General features: G+C 44.6%; 15 protein-coding genes. All 15 read right to left on the bottom strand.

The features are described from left to right. On the bottom strand, positions 1-3,895 hold a 3,895-nt coding region (locus WC676_04955; protein MFA5059956.1), incomplete at its 3' end, for a hypothetical protein. Between the two features lie 17 nt (positions 3,896-3,912). Next, positions 3,913-5,535 carry an SUMF1/EgtB/PvdO family nonheme iron enzyme gene (locus WC676_04950; GenBank protein MFA5059955.1) on the bottom strand — a complete coding sequence of 541 codons (1,623 nt, stop codon included), beginning with the start codon at positions 5,533-5,535 and terminating at the stop codon, positions 3,913-3,915. Between the two features lie 44 nt (positions 5,536-5,579). Beyond that, a complete protein-coding gene (locus tag WC676_04945; GenBank protein MFA5059954.1) occupies positions 5,580-7,298 on the bottom strand; it encodes an SUMF1/EgtB/PvdO family nonheme iron enzyme in 1,719 nt (572 codons plus the stop codon). Between the two features lie 16 nt (positions 7,299-7,314). After that, positions 7,315-8,388, bottom strand: coding sequence for a tetratricopeptide repeat protein (locus tag WC676_04940; GenBank protein ID MFA5059953.1), 1,074 nt, complete (start codon positions 8,386-8,388; stop codon positions 7,315-7,317). A 67-nt stretch (positions 8,389-8,455) separates the two neighbouring features. Next, a complete protein-coding gene (locus WC676_04935; GenBank protein ID MFA5059952.1) occupies positions 8,456-10,147 on the bottom strand; it encodes a secretin N-terminal domain-containing protein in 1,692 nt (563 codons plus the stop codon). Next, the gene (locus WC676_04930; protein ID MFA5059951.1) at positions 10,144-10,851 is read right to left on the bottom strand and encodes a type II secretion system protein N; all 708 of its coding nucleotides are present in this window, start codon (positions 10,849-10,851) and stop codon (positions 10,144-10,146) included. The genes WC676_04935 and WC676_04930 overlap by 4 nt, the downstream gene beginning before the upstream one ends. Before the next feature lie 43 nt (positions 10,852-10,894). Then, complete coding sequence (locus WC676_04925) at positions 10,895-11,791, bottom strand: AAA family ATPase (protein MFA5059950.1); 897 nt, start codon at positions 11,789-11,791, stop codon at positions 10,895-10,897. Between the two features lie 153 nt (positions 11,792-11,944). Beyond that, on the bottom strand, positions 11,945-12,946 hold the full coding sequence (locus WC676_04920) for a glycosyltransferase (protein ID MFA5059949.1): 1,002 nt from the start codon (positions 12,944-12,946) through the stop codon (positions 11,945-11,947). Further along, entirely contained in the window at positions 12,939-13,598 is a 660-nt protein-coding gene (locus WC676_04915) for a class I SAM-dependent methyltransferase (GenBank protein ID MFA5059948.1), read from the bottom strand. The genes WC676_04920 and WC676_04915 overlap by 8 nt, the downstream gene beginning before the upstream one ends. A gap of 2 nt (positions 13,599-13,600) precedes the next feature. Further along, positions 13,601-13,957, bottom strand: coding sequence for a DUF2304 domain-containing protein (locus WC676_04910; GenBank protein MFA5059947.1), 357 nt, complete (start codon positions 13,955-13,957; stop codon positions 13,601-13,603). Position 13,958: 1 nt separating this feature from the next. Further along, complete coding sequence (locus WC676_04905; protein ID MFA5059946.1) at positions 13,959-14,675, bottom strand: glycosyltransferase family 2 protein; 717 nt, start codon at positions 14,673-14,675, stop codon at positions 13,959-13,961. A 6-nt stretch (positions 14,676-14,681) separates the two neighbouring features. Continuing rightward, positions 14,682-15,050, bottom strand: coding sequence for a F0F1 ATP synthase subunit delta (locus WC676_04900; GenBank protein MFA5059945.1), 369 nt, complete (start codon positions 15,048-15,050; stop codon positions 14,682-14,684). 1 nt (position 15,051) lies between these two features. Further along, complete coding sequence (locus WC676_04895; protein MFA5059944.1) at positions 15,052-16,368, bottom strand: S41 family peptidase; 1,317 nt, start codon at positions 16,366-16,368, stop codon at positions 15,052-15,054. A 57-nt stretch (positions 16,369-16,425) separates the two neighbouring features. Further along, positions 16,426-16,830, bottom strand: a complete 405-nt coding sequence (locus WC676_04890) for a hypothetical protein (protein MFA5059943.1) — start codon at positions 16,828-16,830, stop codon at positions 16,426-16,428. Positions 16,831-16,858: 28 nt separating this feature from the next. Further along, the gene (locus WC676_04885; GenBank protein MFA5059942.1) at positions 16,859-17,098 is read right to left on the bottom strand and encodes an NUMOD3 domain-containing DNA-binding protein; all 240 of its coding nucleotides are present in this window, start codon (positions 17,096-17,098) and stop codon (positions 16,859-16,861) included. Positions 17,099-17,114 lie beyond the last annotated feature (16 nt).

Here is a 17,114-nt window from a genome sequence, read left to right as displayed (position 1 = left end):
CATCCAGGTCGCTCCAGTTGATACCGGCTTTAGATAAGGTGTCCAGATCCGACCAATTTATGCCGGTGTCAGAGAGGATGTCCAAATCCGACCAATTGATACCGGTGTCAGAGAGGATGTCGATATCTAGCCAGTTGACCCCCGCATCGGAAAGAACGTCAATATCGCTCCAATTAATGCCTGTCTTAGATAAGACATCCAAATCCGACCAATTTATGCCGGTGTCAGATATGGTGTCTAAGTCACTCCAGTTAATTCCTGCGTCAGATAAGATATCGATATCTAGCCAGTTGACCCCCGCATCGGACAGGACGTCAATATCGCTCCAATTGATACCGGTCTTAGATAAGACATCCAAATCACTCCAATTAATGCCGGTATCAGAGAGGACGTCCAAGTCATTCCAATTGATACCGGCCTTAGATAAGACATCCAAGTCGCTCCAGTTGATGCCTGTATCAGAGAGGACATCCAGATCGCTCCAGTTGATACCGGCTTTAGATAAGGTGTCCAGATCGCTCCAGTTAATTCCGGCATCGGAAAGGATATCAAAGTCAGTCCAGTTAATGCCTGATTTTGAAATCGTATCAATATCTGACCAATTAATGCCTGTATCGGATAGAACGTCAATATCGCTCCAATTGATACCGGTCTTAGATAAGACATCCAAATCACTCCAATTAATACCTGTATCAGAAAGGACGTCCAGGTCGCTCCAGTTGATACCGGCTTTAGATAAGGTGTCCAGATCCGACCAATTGATGCCGGTGTCAGAGAGGATGTCCAAGTCCGACCAATTGATACCGATGTCAGAGAGGATGTCGATATCCAGCCAGTTGACCCCCGCATCGGAAAGAACGTCAATATCGCTCCAATTAATGCCTGTCTTAGATAAGACATCCAAATCACTCCAGTTAATACCCGTATCAGAGAGGACGTCCAAGTCCGACCAATTGATACCGGCCTTAGATAAGGTGTCCAAGTCACTCCAGTTGATGCCTGCATCAGAGAGGATGTCCAAGTCATTCCAATTGATACCCGTTTTGGAAATAACATCGATGTCCGACCAATTGATCCCGGCATCTGCCAGCGCATCTAAGTCAATCCAGTTGATTCCCGTATTGGTCAAGACATCCAGATCCAGCCAATTGATGCCGGTCTCGGAGAGAACATTCAAATCTGTCCAGTTTATGCCGGCTTCGGAAAGCGCGCCTAAATTTGACCAATTAACTCCCGCATCGGATAAGACGTCAAAATCAACCCAGTTGATGCCAGTATTTGAAATCGTATCGATATCCAGCCAATTGATCCCCGCATCGGATAGGACGTCCAAGTCTAGCCAATTAATTCCCTTATCCGCGAGGATGTCGATATCAAGCCAGTTAATACCGGCATCAGAAAACTTATCCAAATCCACCCAATTGATCCCCGCATCCGACAAAATATCAAAATCCGCCCAATTGATACCGGCCTTGGATAGAGTGGAAAAGTCAGACCATGCAATGCCCGCATCTGACAGTTTATCCAAATCGACCCAGTTGATCCCGGCGTTGGTCAGAGTGGCAAAGTCAGCCCATTTAACACCTGCATCGGACAAAATATCCAAATCAATCCAATTAATACCTGAATCGGACAGACTGTCAAAATCCACCCAATTGATACCGGCATCTGACAGTTTATCCAAATCGATCCAGTTGATGCCGGCGTCAGAAAGCACATCAAAATCAAGCCAGTTGATACCGGTATTGGAAAGCACATCTAAGTCACCCCAGTTTACGCCAGCATCTGAAAGGATATCCAAATCAACCCAGTTAATGCCCGTAGCGCTTAAAACGCCCACGTCTTCCCAGTTCACTCCGGCATCGGTCATCACTTCCAGGTCATACCAATTGAGCCCAGCGCTGGACATTACCGTCATATCCGCCCAGTTCACAGCCGCTGTTGTTAACTCGGCTAAGCTGTCCCAATTAATGGCGTATGTCCAATTTGTCCCCACTCCGCTCATGTAGGCGACATCAAACCAGTTAACACCGGCAGACGCCATAAAGGCTAAGTCGTCCCAATTAATAAGCGCATCAGCTAGGATATCGATATCTAGCCAGTTAATACCCGCGTCAGAAAATGCGTCTAAATCAGACCAATTAATTCCAGAGTCCGATAAAACATCAATGTCCATCCAATTGACACCGGCGTCCGAAAGGATATCTAGGTCAGACCAATTAATCCCGGCGGATGACAACACATACAAATCTTCCCAATTAATACCGACATCCGACATACGGTCAAAGTCAGCCCAGTTAATCCCTTGTTTGGTGAGAACTTCGACATCATCCCAGTTGATGGGAGATAAAAGATCGGTGACCGCTTGAATAGCCGCCGTACCGGATGTTAAAACGCCGACATCAAGCCAATTAATGGTGTCGGTAGCAGATTTAATATCGGTAACATTGGTCCAATTGATAGTATCGGTGGCGGATTTAATGTCGGTAATATTGGTCCAGTTGATGGTGTTGGTTTTGGCTGCGATAGTATCTAAGCTGCCTTGCAGAGTCCCCATGTAGTATGAACTAGGATCATAGGTCGCATAGGTCGTATAGGTATGATACGCATAGGTGATCTCTACTTTTCCGCGATAGCCAGTTAAGAAATCGGCAGGTTCCCAAAAATAATAATAAAAAATATCGGCGTCCAAAGTCATGTCAATGGCAGTGCAACTGCCACCACCGCAATCACCAACTGCTCCTAATCCCTGAGCATCGGTGATCGTCACTGTCGCAGAGTCAGGGCGGCTTGCATCGAAGGTGACTCTTTGGCCATCAATTTCTATCCAGGCTTGCGGAGCAAATTTACCGCTCCCGGTAGAATCCAAGATCGCTGTCTTAACAGAAAATTCTTCGGGCGGCGTATAATCAAACATGCCGGTGTATGTCGCGCCATTTGCCGTTAATGTTGCACGATACCGATAGGATTTTGTAAAATCCGGCCGCCAGGCTTTGGTGCCATAGGCTCCAGATTGATCAGTTGCCGGATATTGAACAGTCCGTGTTGTGCCATCTGCATCAGCAAGAGGCTCCAAGCCTATATTTCCTGCTGAGCAATCTTCGTTAGCGCTAGTTCCGCAATCCGAATTGTATGTGCCGTCATCGCTATAAATTGCAACGCTACCGGAAGGAGTGCCTACTGTATTAAGGGTAACGATATTACCCACCGGATCTTCTAGCCAGACTACAACTTTACGAGATTCAGGATAGCTGGCAAAGGGCAAGACCGCCGACTTGAGGACAAATTCACCGCTAAGAATATCAAAACTATTGGAAGTTCCGACAATCGTTGTGTCGGACTGCAAGGTTGCTTTAAGCGTATAAAGCTCACCGGGATTATCAATACGAAGGCCCTGATAAGTGAAGCCGGCAATGCCGGACGTAAAGGTAATACCGGTTGTACCAGAAAGCGTGCCGTTGGAAGGATTATTATAAATAGAAAGGGTTACCGTATCATCAGACCAGGTGCCATGGGTAATGGTATTTCCGGCGGCGTCTTTTAAAAGGAGCTTAGGCTGAGGATTAAAATAGCTGTTACGCTGAGTTGTAGGAACGGTATTGGAAAAGGAAACGTAGCTGGGAGCGCCCTGACCGGCATAGCCAGCTGACGACGCACCGCTGGAAAAACCGTCATAGGAACCGCCGGTTGTAATATTATCGCCTAAAGTCGTGTCGGCGCCGCCGTCATAACTGCCACCGGTGTATTGGGCGAAAGCAGTCAGAGGAGACCAGAGGCCAAAGACCAAAGACACAAGAAATGAAAAGACGAATGGGGCGAAAAAATGCCTATAGGCATTTTTTCGCCTTTCATCTTTTTGATTCCTGTTTTGGAAAATTTTATTTAATAAGTTCATTATTTATTTCTAAAAACTCAATCTGCCGTGCGAGCTAACCTGCCGGCAAAAAATTGTCCGCCATGAGACCTGTAGCTTGTGCTCGCGTCGCTTTCCGCATTTGCAGCAACTTTTCTTCGGCTTGATGTGCCAAGCCTTTCAAAGGAGTCCGTCTCAAAACCACCGCCTTTGTAACCGCTTCCTTTAGTTCCGTTAACACCCCGCGTTGGATTAGCTGAATTAAAGCCTGGCCAATCTAAATTTGTCGCATTGCCTTCATAGCTGGCTAAAGTTGTCAACGTTCCATCGCCGTGGGTTCCTAAAAATACTCGTCCCCAGGAATTTCCTACCGTAACCGTCGGCTCCCAGAGATTTCCTGACAACTCCATATTGCCATAATATCCAGTACCGGCAGTCGTCCGCGTTGAAACGCTTGTCGCAAAAATTCCTACACGAACAGGCCCGCGGGTATATTGAACACCTAAGTAGTCGTCGCCAAGACTAAAAGCCGTATTGTTGTAGTTAGCATTAGCGCTTGCCGTTGCGATTGTTTCAGTTCCATTTTCCGGAGTTCCGGAAAAAGTAGCCGCGGCTGTAATCGTTGTATTACCCCAAGCGTATTCACCCGATACTGCAGTAATACCTGCGCCTCTGGCGGCTTTTTCAAACTCTAACTCCGTGTAAGGACGAAGCGCAGCCCAGTCGGCATAGGCGCAAATATCGGGCCAGCCGATATAAGAAACCGCTCTATCGGGGCGGGTTGTCTTAGCATTTTTTAAAGGCGAAGCTGAATCCCAGCTAATTGTGTTTCTTAAGATAACTGCATCGGAATTTTTTCCGCCTGCTGTTGAACTCGTAATATCGCGGATCGTTTTTTGGTCAGTCGTTAACGTATTAAAAAATGACACCCACTGGCCTTCAGTCAGCTCATATTTCATCAAGTAAAATGCCTGATAACCTTTAGGAAATTGAGCGGGAATAAGAAAGGTAGCTCCGTCTACATCTTCATCATTTTGCCCCGCACTGAAATAATAATATCCGTCTGCCGATGCGTTTGTGGCATTTATTGCATTTTCGCTTGCAATATACCAAGAATCTTCATCGGCACTACCTTGCTTTAATACTGCCGTTAAATTGCCGCCGCTCGCATCCCCCGCATAAAACGATCCTTCAGGAATATAAACCATTTCTAGCCCAAAAATTTTCAAGGTTGTATTGCCGGCTTGTGCGGTCGCATCCGACAGCCCATCTTGGCCATAATCCCAGACTACGCGAACACCTGAGGCGGAAATGCTTCCCGCGGCAAGATCGGTTCTTTGCAAGAAAAATCCTTTTTCATCCGCCGGGACTTTTATTTCAAATCCGGTAGGCGCGTTAAAGCCTGTTGGATTAGTGCCGGATGCGGACATGCTGCCATGATTCCAACTAGCTCCGCCATCGGTTGAATACTTCATAAACATCCATACAGCATCATAATTGGTGGCGTTTCTCCAGCTATTGTCTTGCGTGACATTAAAGGTGAAAGTCATAGTGTTGGCAGAGGTGTCGGTGCTGTAATCATAAAAGTTAGCAATCTGTAAGTTGTTGGCAAAAGCAGGCACAATAGACAAAAGACTAAAGACGAAAGACCAAAGAAAAAAAATAGAAAACGTTTTTCTCATATCTTGAAACCTAAGCATAATTCCTAAACACTAAACCCTGTTTTTTAACTGCCATCATATGTGCGAACACCGCGCCCGCCCATAGCAGGAGATCTGGTATTGGTTGAATAACCAGATATCCAAAGGCCGCGATAGGAAATTGTTTTTTCGTCACCACCCGCTACCGGAGACCCCCACCCGCCGCCTCGGGTACCAGAACCACTGCCGAGGATAATTCCTGCGCCTGTAAGCTGTACCCAGCCGGTAACATCAGCACAACCGTAACAACCACCACTAGTCAATGCCCCATCTCCGTGATTGCCAATAAATCCAATTCCAACAGTGCTCGCAACAGTTACGACCATCTCTTTTAAATTCCCGCTTAATTCCATCGCTCCATAATAGCCAGCTCCGCTCATCACTCGGTCTGACGTGGCAGTAGCAAAAATGCCTGCCCTCAACGGCCCGCTGGCGCCATGCGTTCCGATGTAGTCGTCTCCCCCCACGTAAGCCGAACCTCCAACCGGAGGAACAAATATGTTTGCGTGCGTAACTCCGTCCGTGGTTGTGATCGTTTCCGCGCCGTCCTCAGAGCCTATGGCCGTCAAAATTGTCACAGCTTTTACAAAATCTGTGCTACCCCAGGCATACTCATCTCGCACGGGAATAACCGGACCACGAGCAAGTTTTTCATATTCCAATTCTGTCATTGGACGTAGACCTGCCCAATCCAAATAAGCACAAAGATCAACCCATGAAATGTAGCTCATGGCACGATCACCTCGGGTTGTTACAGCGGCCACTGTGGGCGTTCCGGAATCCCAACTAACCGTGTTGCGGTATATTAAGCTATCAGAATTTTTTCCACCGAGTACAATCCCCATGTTTGTAACATTGCCCGTTATATCCAGAGTATTTTTTTGATCTGTTGTAAGCGTGTTAAAAAAACTTACCCATTGCCCTTCGGTCAATTCATATTTCATGGCATAAAAAGCCGCGTAACCCTTAGGAAAAACAGCAGGGATAGTAAAAACCGTTCCATCGGAGAATTCATTAGGAGGAGTTATGTAGCCGGAATTTTTATAATAATACCCATCAGACGCTACATTTTGGACAGCAATAGTTCCCTCGCTCGTGATATACCAAGGATCGGCATCTGCAGAGCCCTGCCTAAATGCGCTACTCGAAGTTGGAAAATCTCCAGCGTAAAACGAACCCGTTGGAACAAAGACCATTTCAATGCCGTAAACGTAAGGCGTGATGCTGGCGGTATCCGCGATGTTGCAGCTACTAGCGCCGTAATCTACCTTTAGTTGGACACTTGTTGTTGAGATATTTCCCATAGCTTGAGACGCTGAAGGCCGTAAAAACGCGCCCATTTTATCCGTTGGAACATAGATCGCCAGATCCGAGTCTGAGCCTGCGGAAAATCCTGTTGGGCTGGCGCCGGAAGTTTTCATCAAGCAATGAGAATACGGCGCTGTGCCGGTATCGACTTTAACAAACAGCCAAACGGCATCGTGATTGATCTTGTTGCGCCAAGAATTATTCCAAGAAACATCAAATTGTAGAATAAAAGTGTCATTAGCCGGATCACGGGTGCTCATGGTGACATTGGAGATCGCAAGATTATTGGCGAGGACAGGCGCAGCAGGCCAAAGACTAAAGACCAAAGACCAAAGGCAGAAAGAAAAAAGGAAAATCGGGGCGAAAAGCCCCGTTTTCGGGGCTTTTCGCCCAAAGTCCATTTTCAACAAGAAAAATTTCTTGATAAATTGCGTCATAAAAAAATCCAAAAAACTATTTATCTTTTGCCGCTTTTATTTTCTTAGGTTTTTCTTCGATCACCGAGTCAATTTGAGTTTTAAGTGTTAGCTGCGCATGCAATATTTTCTCTTTCACCAAAAGCGCATCTTCCGCATCCGGGCTAAGATATAAATACTGCTGATAATGTTCCAAAGCGAGTTTTTGATCTTTTAAGAATTCACTAGCGACAAACGCCAAATTATAATGCGCCGCCGCATCGTTAGGCGTTAAGTCAATGACCCGCTGATATTCGGCGGCCGCCTTTTTATATTTTCCCTGTTCAAAATAATTATTCCCCATATTGTAGTGAAGCTTGACCGAATCCTGCTTGAGCTTTTTATTTTCCAAATTAAGCTCAGAGATCTGCCCGGCAATTCTTTTGACATTATCTTCCACGCTATTTAATGTTTCCTTGGCCTGCATTTTAATATCTTGAAGCTGTTTTTTCGACTCCGCTACGGCCGCGGCATCTTTTTGCCCCGGCAAAACCATCGCCATGGCCTTTTCTTGCTCTTCTTTTTCTTTCGCCTGCGCCTCCTGCATAGTCGTTAATTTCTCGGTCAGCTCCTTTTCTTTGTCCGCAAGGTCTTTTTTGAGCTGTTCAATTTCTAACGCATATTGCCCCTGAGCTTCCTCCGTGTCCGTAATTCGCTTTTCTAATTCATCTCGCTGGCGCGTTAAGGTGTTCAGGCGGCTCGCGCGGATCTCAGTTTGACCGCGTAATTCTTTCAGTTCATTTTCAATCTTAACTTTCTCATCGAGAAGCTTCTTATTTTCTTCGATCACATTTTTTAGTGTCGTATTGATCACCGCCATTTGCCGTTCAGCCATCGATAAGTCATCTAAGCTATCGTTGACACTGCCGCCGGCAGCTGGTCTTTCACCTTGAGCGTTTTGTTCATCAGATAAGATCTGCTCGGAAGTAATTTCCGTTTCTACCACTTCGACATCTTCAACAGCCGCCCCAAGATGAGCACCTTGCGCGCCGATCACGAGCGCCATGCCGGCTCCTACGCACAAAACAATCCTTAAATTTTCCTTTTTAGATCTATTGGTGGCCTTATTCATCCGTTTTTATCTCCTCATGTTTCAAATGTTTCAAATAAATTTCCAAGACTCCAAAATTCCGCATCCGCTATTCCTTGCGCAAATCTTCGATCTCGCCATAGTCTTTAAGCGGTTTGATCGACCCGTCATAGCTTGTATAGGTTGATTCTCCCGAAACAACATGAGGTGTTATGAAAATAACGATCTCAGTGGACGTAATGCTGTCCGAAGTTGAACTGACAAGCCGGCCTAAAAACGGAATATCCATCAAAAACGGCAAGCCTTTTTTAGTATGCGTTTTATCATCCTTTTTCAAACCGCCCATGATGATCGTGTTGCCGTCTTTGACCATAACGGTTGTTTCAAGTTCGGTTTTATTGATCTGCGGGATACCGCCGCCTTTTGATTCTATTTTGTCAACGACTGTTGAGATCTCCGGCTTTAAGCGCATGGTGACAAACCCATCATCGTTGATGGCGGGCGTTACTAACAACTTGAGGCCCACGTCAACAAAGCGAACATCTTCGCTGGTAACGGCATTGTCCCCGGTCCCTGATGTTGTGGAAATGATATAAGGGATCGTGTCACCGATATGAATTTTTGCCTCTTCATTGTTGGTCACCAAAAGCTTAGGGTTGGAAAGGATTTTTGTATCACTTACCTGCTTTAAAGCCCGAATGGCTGATTCAAAATGATCAACATCAATATTGCCGATAGCAATTTTGCTAAACGCGGCCGACAAAGGATTGCTGGATGTTAAAACCGCCTCATTGAGAAATGTATTTCCAAAAGTTAATTTTTTAATTTCAGGATCATTGCTATCGGTAAAATTCATGTTCCAGTCAATGCCCATATTAAACGTCGGCTTTAGAACAACTTGCAGGACGCGCGCCTCAATTAAAACTTCCTTCGTTTTAACATCCAGGGTTTTTATCATCGCCTCCACTTCTTCGCGGCGCCCCGGAAGCGCCCGCACGATGATCTGATTCGAACGTTCATCGGGCGTGATAGAACCAACGGCATTGGCATCAACCCGGGCTTTTAACTTTTCAGAGATCACATCGGCCTTGGCATATTGCAAAGTATAGATATAGGTTTCCAACGGGCTTTCCATATCATCGATGGCTCTTTTCATATTGGCAATGGTTTGCGGCGTATCGATCATGACCACCGAGCCCGTATCTTCATCAATGATCACTTTTCCTAAAGCACTTTTCATCGTGTCTAGCGTTGCTAGAACATAACTTGGCTTGGCATAGTACAAATGGATGATGGCCACTTCGCTTTTATCATTGTATTTCTTGCCATACATCGTTAAATATTCGTCTTCCGACATAACATAAACAATATCGTTTTGAAGCTGATACGCCAATTTATTGGAAATCAGAACAATATCCAAAACGTCCCGGATGGAAACATTCTTTAAAAAGAGTGTCGCGCGCCCTCCGACATTGCGGCTGGTCACCACATTGAAATCTCCTTTAAGCGCTAAAAACTTGATCACATCAACGATATTCATATCGCGCACATCTAAAGTGATCTTTCGCAGAAGCCTTTGCTCCAACGTTTCCTTGGGCGCGTCAAGCACGATCGGTTTAGGAATATCGGTTGGGCTTACAGGAACAACTTTGGAAGGCGCCGACTGAGCGTCTTGCGCGTTTTCTGTATTGGCAGGCGCGCCGTTATCGGCATCCTGAGAAAGAATGAACGAAGGCGCAGACAAAAACATGCCTATCGCCAAACACAAGGAAAGAAAGATCTTTTTAAAAGAATGGCTCATAGCTTTATGGCAACATCCTCGCCTTGGTAGGTTAAAATAACACGATCCGCAAAAATATCCTTAATAGTGATGTTGCTGATCTTCTCGCCTTTCTTTAAGAAAAAGGTATTACCGCTTTGCGTGTCTTCGATCAATGCCGAAGCGGAATCCGGAGAGTCAAGCCAAGAAATCCCAACGAGTTTATAATTTTTAGCAATGGTAGCGATCTGCGGCGATCCGGAAGATGCATCGACAATTTTTTCTTCCGGCTTTTTTTCAAACGGCTGGAAGATGTTGCGCTTTTCTACCGATGCCAAATAATCGGAGACATCTTTTTTCTGCGGAACCGCATCGTTTTCCACGCTTTCAATTTCGGGGATATTCACCGATGTCAAAACTCTTTCTTCCAGTATTTTTGTGTCTCTGACCATACTGGCAATAGAAAAGATCAGCAAGCCTCCGACAATAACTGCCAAAAGCTGATTAGCCTCTCTTAAGCCAAAGGTTAAAACAGAATTAGCGGTTGAGGAAAATTTTCCGCGAAAAAGATCAAGGATGGGAGCCAAGAAAGATGCGGCATTGGGAACAGAAAAACCCGTCTCTTTGACCGCGGCAGCCACTTGCATAGCCACATCGGACGCGGCCGGCGTTTTAGCTTCCGCGCTGGAGCCAGAGCTTTCGATAAGTTTTAGAAGTTTCTTCTCGGCTGTCTCTTTTTTTTCCATAAGGTGTAAATGAATTTTAGCTCAGGTTCTGCGCGTTAAAAGATCAGCTAATATCTTGGATCTTTTGATACGTTGTTTTGGGCGCGATATCTGCGCGGTCAAATTCCGCTTTTCTATCTTTCTCGATCACATCGCGGATGATCACGCGGTCCACAATGTACTTGTTCTGTAAAACTAATTCTTTGAGCGCCTGATGACACAACATGGTAATGCGCCGCGGATAACCGCGCGAATACGTATAAATTTCGCTGATGGCTTCGTCATTGAAAAGTTTAGCCGAAGAATTATATCCAGCCTTACGGATACGAAACTCGATCATTTCTTTCGTCTCTTGCGGGCCTAAAGGATTTAAGGTGTATTTAAAACTGATCCGGTCCAAGAAGTTGGGCATGTTAACGATCTTCGGATAAAGTTCCAACTGCCCCAATAAAACAAGCTGGATCAATTTGTATTCATTGGTTTCAAAATTCAAAAGAACGCGCAAAACTTCCAGAGTCGTTAAATTTAATTTTTGCGCCTCATCAATAATAAGGATCACCGTTTGTTTTTCTTCCACGCATTTTTGAATAAGAAATTTTTCCATGGCATCGCGCAGATCCAGAATATTGGCCATGGTGGACTGAGGAGAAAAAGAATAATCCACGTCAAAGTTGCGCACCAATGAGGTTAAAAATTGCTCTTCGCTTTCAAACGAAGGATTGAGGATCATATGAAAAATAATGTCGCCGCGGTTTTTTAATTCTTGAACGAGCTTACGTGAAAGCGTTGTTTTTCCGGTGCCGACATCGCCAAAAATAACAGTAAGGCCGCGGCGTAACCGCAGTTCAATGAGGATATTGGTAAGGGCCATATCGTGTTCGCGGGTAAGATAAAAAAATTCGGGATCGGGGCTTGTGGAGAAGGGTTCGACGTTGAAACCTAGTAGTTTATGATAGGACATTTATTATAAGTAATATTAGTACTTCTTAACAAAGTATAGGCGCTAAAATAGCCGAAAATAATGCCCAAAACCGATGAATAAAATCACTGAATAAAAACGGAAGTTAATTGCACTTGCATAATATCACAACCGATTGATTTTGCAAATACTTATTTAGTTTTTTTGGAAGGTTTTTTTGGCAAAAAAGAGGGGAAATCCGAGGGAGAAACCGGCCATGCGGACAAAGGCGCGAAGAAGCATAATTAATGTCCAAAAAGCCCCTTTAAAAAAGCTTTTTGTGGTCATAAATCCATAGAATAATTCGATCAAAATCAAAGCGGATAAACCCGCCAAAAATAAGTAAAGATATACCAAATTCGCCCAGAAAAAAGCAGTATTTATGAAGAACAATAGCGTGATCAACAGAGCCAAAGGCGGTTCAACAATGTCTTTCCAAAAAGTATAATCGTCGCCGATACTCATCTGCGGATGATCGAAATACATCTTAGCTCTCCAGAATCCATGGCGATATTGCTCGGACAAATATTTCATCACGCGTTCCGGATGATGATGGGCAACGACGGCTTTTCGCTCAAAATAAATTTTATATCCCATCTGGAGAATTCGATAGCTAAGATCATTGTCTTCCCCGCTGGCAAAACGATAATGTTTATTAAAACCGCCGACGCCTTCAAAAACCGATCTTCTCACGCAAAAGTTATAGCTGCCAAACGCTTTAGGGAAATCCGGCAAAAGCACGCGATGGCGAAAAACGATCTCCGCGTGAACGCATTGCGCTAAAAGATTCCGGGTATTGACAATGCCATATGTTCCGCAAACAACTCCAATTTTGTCGTCGGAAAAATGCGCGACACAACGGCTGACCCAATCGTTTTGCGCAACACAATCAGAGTCCGTAAAAAATATAATATCCCCTCTTGATTCTTTAAATCCGCGATTACGCGCGACCGCCGGCCCAAGATTTTTCTGATGAATATACTTCACGCCCGCAAAAGATGTCGCGATCTGCGCGGTCGCATCGGTTGAGCCGTCATCAACAACAATGATCTCAATGGACCTTTGATAATCTTGATTACGCGCGGCATCAATGGCTTGCGCGATGGTTTTTTGCGCATTAAAAGCCGGGATGACAATACTGATCGAATAATTAGACATTGCGGCAAGAAATTGTATAGAGCAGCATTCCGAAATATTTTCCTAAAAACTTCTCCGGAGAAACAAAAAAAGGAAGAACATTAACACCGCCAGAACCTAAGATTTTAAGGCCGTTTCTTTCATTAAGAGACGCTAAACCTCTTGGGACAAAAGGAGTTTCGTCAATTCCGGGCATAAAAAATGGGCGGATGATCTCCCAAGGGGAAAAACGGTTTGGAACAAAGGTCACAACGACACCATTGGGATTTAAAAGGCTTATAAAATTTTTCATAATGACATCTTGCTCACCTGGCAAGAAATGTTCAAAAAGTCCGTCCGAAAAAATTAGGTCAAAACGCTCCGAAATTCTCGACGATAAATGAGGCTTCAACAAATCCTCTTGGATGATCTTAACACGACCGCCAGTCAGTTGCCGCGTTATTTCTAAAGCCTTGGGAGAATAATCCAAGGCGGTTGTCGCCATTGCGGCATCATAAAAGTGTTTCGCAAAAAACCCGCTGCCGCAACCGGCATCTAGGGCATTTTTTCCGGCAACAACATAAGGCTTTATAACGTCGAGAACGCGTTTTTTGGACCAGCTTATTTTAGGCGCGGTGTAATGATTTGTTGTCTTCCAAAATTGTTCCCAATCACCGCTTTGCGGATTTGCCATGATTACTTACCTTGAAGTTTTTCTTTTAAGCGCGCAATTTCTAACTCTAGAATGCCGATCTTTTGCGCCATAAGGTCATTGCGATTATTTTGCTGGCAAAGAAACGTTGTCAGCAGAAGGCTCAGCAAAATAAAAAGCCCCAGCAAAACAAAGAAAATAAAATTGCTCGTCAACTGAAAGCCAAACCAATGAGCAATGTTCCCTAAAAAATCATCAAAAATGATAAAAAATACTCCCGCGACCGAAACCGTTAACCATCCTGCCGCATACTTAAAAGAAAGTTTTTCTCGACGGGCTAGCTCAATGACCATCCCTAAGATCAAAACAACAATAATGGCTGAAAAGATTTTAATGTCCATATCATTCAATCCTTTTTTTCATTTTAACCATATCCAAAAGAATGGCGCACGTTACCTTGACCATGTAATATAAAGTTTTCAAGTAACGGATAGAGGAGTGCCCCGTTTCACGCTTGCGCATTCTCACCGCGACTTCTAAGATCCTGGCATTCATTTGCCGCGCTAACACGATCGCTTCCGGTTCGGGAAAATCATATGGATAATGTTCGGCAAAGGCCTTGATCATTTTCTGGTCATACGCGCGAAATCCCGATGTCGGGTCGGTCACTTTTACACCGGTCAAAGAACTGATAAGATGAGAAAAGAACTGTATGCCGACTCTGCGGATAAAGGAAGAACGATAACCTAAATTAGGCGGCAAAAACCGGCTGCCAATAACCATATCGGCTTGGTTTTTTATCACCGGATCGATAATGGCCGCTAGATAGCCGGCATCGTGCTGGCCGTCGCCATCCACCTGAACCGCCACATCAAATCCTTCGCGAAGCGCAAATTGAAATCCGGTTTGCACCGCGGCACCGATCCCTAAGTTGAACGGAAGCGAAATAACCGAAATATTTTCTTCTTTCGCTTCTTTGGCTGTCGCATCCCAAGACCCATCATCAACGACAACGATGGAAACATTGAGCGGTTGTGCTAAAAGTTCTTTGATAACTTTTTTTATATTTCCGCTTTCATTATAAGCAGGAACGATAATAAGGATTTTGGATTGAATCATGAAATATTACCGCAGTAAGCCGCTTTCTTTAAGGCGACTGGTTAGACTACAATCAATGACCGTTTTATTAACTTTAATGATCGCGCCGCCTCTGATCGTTTTGTCTTGCTGAATATTTAAAGCGACGACCCGATTTAACTTCTTGGAAATAGCATGCAGGATCTTTTTTTGGGATAATTCCTGAAATTTGCCATCGGCTGTAATAATAATAACTTCTTTAAGGCCTGCCCCTAGCTCTTCCGCCGGCGTCAGTTCAACTTTATGAACGGCAAATTCGATCAATTGGCGGTCCAAGATCTTTTTTAGCGCAAAAATAATAAAAGCAATGACAACAACTTGAATTAAGACGATCTTTAAAATAACGAGTGCGATCATTTTATTGTCCTTTTTCTTTAGATAAGCGGCTTTTCTGAAAAAGAAAATGCGCCGCGGAACGCGCAAGATCAGCATCGTTTTCCGCAGTCAGAACATCGGGCTTTAACCCGTCAAAACTAAATTCCGACCCATCATAAAAATGACCGCGGGCTGTTACTAAAAGGACCATCGATTCATCGTCAAAATGGAACATGCTTTTAAGCAAAACTTTTCCGGCTGTATAGTCGCCCATCAAGATTGCCCGGCCGAACTTTTGCAAAACACCGGAAAACAACTCGGACGCGCTGCCGCTTTCTTTGTTGACCAGGATCACAATGGGTTCCTTATAATGATATTTTTCCGGAAGATCAGCCGCCGTTAACATTCCGGTCGGATTGTCTTTCCTCTGGAAGTAAGCAATTTCCGGGCCGCCGGGTAAAAAGAATCCGGCAATTTCACCGGCCGCTAAAGGCGGACCGCCGGGATTTCCGCGTAGGTCCAAGATCAGCCCTAAGCTGCCCTGCTGTTCGATCGAAGACAGAAAAAGCAACATATCTTCGGATGTTTTTCGATTGAATGTACGAATTTCTAAACAAAAAATCCCGGGAACATCAACCGGAACCATAAAAACCGACTGCTTGTAATACTCCTGACTTAAAACATCAACGGTTTTCTCCTGCTTGGTCGCGTATTCTTTATATTGAAGGCTGACCAGCGTGTCCATTAAAGGATTGAGCAGTTCATTGATCTTTTCTTCGGATAATGTCCGGATATCCAAACCGGCAATTTTAAAAATGATATCATTTTCTCTTAAGCCTTTGAGATACGCATCCGAACGAGGCTCTACGCGAGAAACAATATAACCTTCGGCGGCCGCTTTTCCTTCAATGCCAAGATCAACACGCTCGCCTAAAACTTTTTGCTCAAAATCTTTTGCCGGTTTCGGCGGGAAAAATGCCGAAAAAGTATCTTCGGGAGATTTAAGGTTTTCTACTAAAAAAGCCGCGCTGCGCCACCGGATAAAATCACTGGACTTGCCGCTCGCCGCAAGCTTGGCGTAAATGGCCGAATCAAATTTCTCGACAAACTGATCAAAAACTTGCCGGCTAACGGGGCGATAATAATTCTTGTCCATCATGTCGTAAACACGCTCAAAGAAATCAAGATATGCCTGATGAGGATTCGCGCTTACGGGGGCAGTTTTTGTTTCTTCTTCGGCAAAAACTGCCCGAGCTGTAGAAACACCTGCGGAATATTTTTGAAGAGGATTGTTCAAAAGGAAAATCGTAAAGACGCCCAATAAAAAAAGAAACTTAAAAACCCTGGTCTGTGTTTTCATACGGCGGCGTTGCTATTGCGCAAAAATAATTCTTAACGAAAAAAGATCTAAGTTGTGTTAACGAGTTACTTGCTGGCGTATCGTTTCTGATTCAAAACGATTGATGATCCCGTCTTTGTTCTTGTCGTATTCCTTGAGGATGTCGGAATTGACCAAATAACCGTTTTTTGATTCGACTTCATCCAGGACATCGCGCAAAAACGTTTTTGTTTCGGCGCTTTGCAAAAGCCCGTCGCGGTTAATGTCATAACGGCGTTCGGCTACATCCTTAACCCTGGGTTCACCGACAACCCAGGAAGGATACATTTCTTTTTCTTGTTGCGGCGTTAAGGTTTGCCCCTTTTCTCTTAAACGCCTCAGCCTTTCATAATCAATAAGGCCGGCAAAGGAGTATGTCAGAAAGACGAAAAAGACACACGCCATAACGAACAAAAAGCTCGTCGAAAAAATGCTTTTTTGCATTAAACGCCCCGGTAAATGATATGAAACCTTAACGGCCTATGCGAACCCAGCGACGCTTCATAGCCAAAGCTATCTTCCTTCTAGCTTCAGGGCTATGCGTCTTGCCGTGCATGGGATTATTCTTTCCTTTTGCGGCAAGGCTGATGCGTTTTCTTGCCTGAGCCGTATGATGCTTGCCGTAAAAAGAATTTCTTTTCCCTATCTTTACTAAACTCATTTTCCTTTTTGTTGCAGCGGACAGCTTTCTTCCCTTCGTATAGTTCGCCATCACTCCTCCTTTGTGA

It is taken from the genome of Candidatus Omnitrophota bacterium (assembly GCA_041649175.1).
Lineage (GTDB): Bacteria > Omnitrophota > Gorgyraeia > Zapsychrales > JBAZNR01 > JBAZNR01.
Note: the sequence above shows the minus strand (reverse complement) of the source record. Positions and strands in the feature narration are given on the sequence as shown.

Bases quoted from the DNA above. Each gene is read 5' to 3' on its own strand.
- WC676_04925 (MFA5059950.1), bottom strand. From the start codon at position 11,791: ATGTCCTATCATAAACTACTAGGTTTCAACGTCGAACCCTTCTCCACA.
- WC676_04890 (MFA5059943.1), bottom strand. From the start codon at position 16,830: ATGCAAAAAAGCATTTTTTCGACGAGCTTTTTGTTCGTTATGGCGTGT.
- WC676_04920 (MFA5059949.1), bottom strand. From the start codon at position 12,946: ATGTCTAATTATTCGATCAGTATTGTCATCCCGGCTTTTAATGCGCAA.
- WC676_04950 (MFA5059955.1), bottom strand. From the start codon at position 5,535: ATGAGAAAAACGTTTTCTATTTTTTTTCTTTGGTCTTTCGTCTTTAGT.
- WC676_04905 (MFA5059946.1), bottom strand. From the start codon at position 14,675: ATGATTCAATCCAAAATCCTTATTATCGTTCCTGCTTATAATGAAAGC.
- WC676_04935 (MFA5059952.1), bottom strand. From the start codon at position 10,147: ATGAGCCATTCTTTTAAAAAGATCTTTCTTTCCTTGTGTTTGGCGATA.
- WC676_04915 (MFA5059948.1), bottom strand. From the start codon at position 13,598: ATGGCAAATCCGCAAAGCGGTGATTGGGAACAATTTTGGAAGACAACA.
- WC676_04900 (MFA5059945.1), bottom strand. From the start codon at position 15,050: ATGATCGCACTCGTTATTTTAAAGATCGTCTTAATTCAAGTTGTTGTC.
- WC676_04910 (MFA5059947.1), bottom strand. From the start codon at position 13,957: ATGGACATTAAAATCTTTTCAGCCATTATTGTTGTTTTGATCTTAGGG.
- WC676_04940 (MFA5059953.1), bottom strand. From the start codon at position 8,388: ATGAATAAGGCCACCAATAGATCTAAAAAGGAAAATTTAAGGATTGTT.
- WC676_04930 (MFA5059951.1), bottom strand. From the start codon at position 10,851: ATGGAAAAAAAAGAGACAGCCGAGAAGAAACTTCTAAAACTTATCGAA.
- WC676_04895 (MFA5059944.1), bottom strand. From the start codon at position 16,368: ATGAAAACACAGACCAGGGTTTTTAAGTTTCTTTTTTTATTGGGCGTC.
- WC676_04885 (MFA5059942.1), bottom strand. From the start codon at position 17,098: ATGGCGAACTATACGAAGGGAAGAAAGCTGTCCGCTGCAACAAAAAGG.
- WC676_04945 (MFA5059954.1), bottom strand. From the start codon at position 7,298: ATGACGCAATTTATCAAGAAATTTTTCTTGTTGAAAATGGACTTTGGG.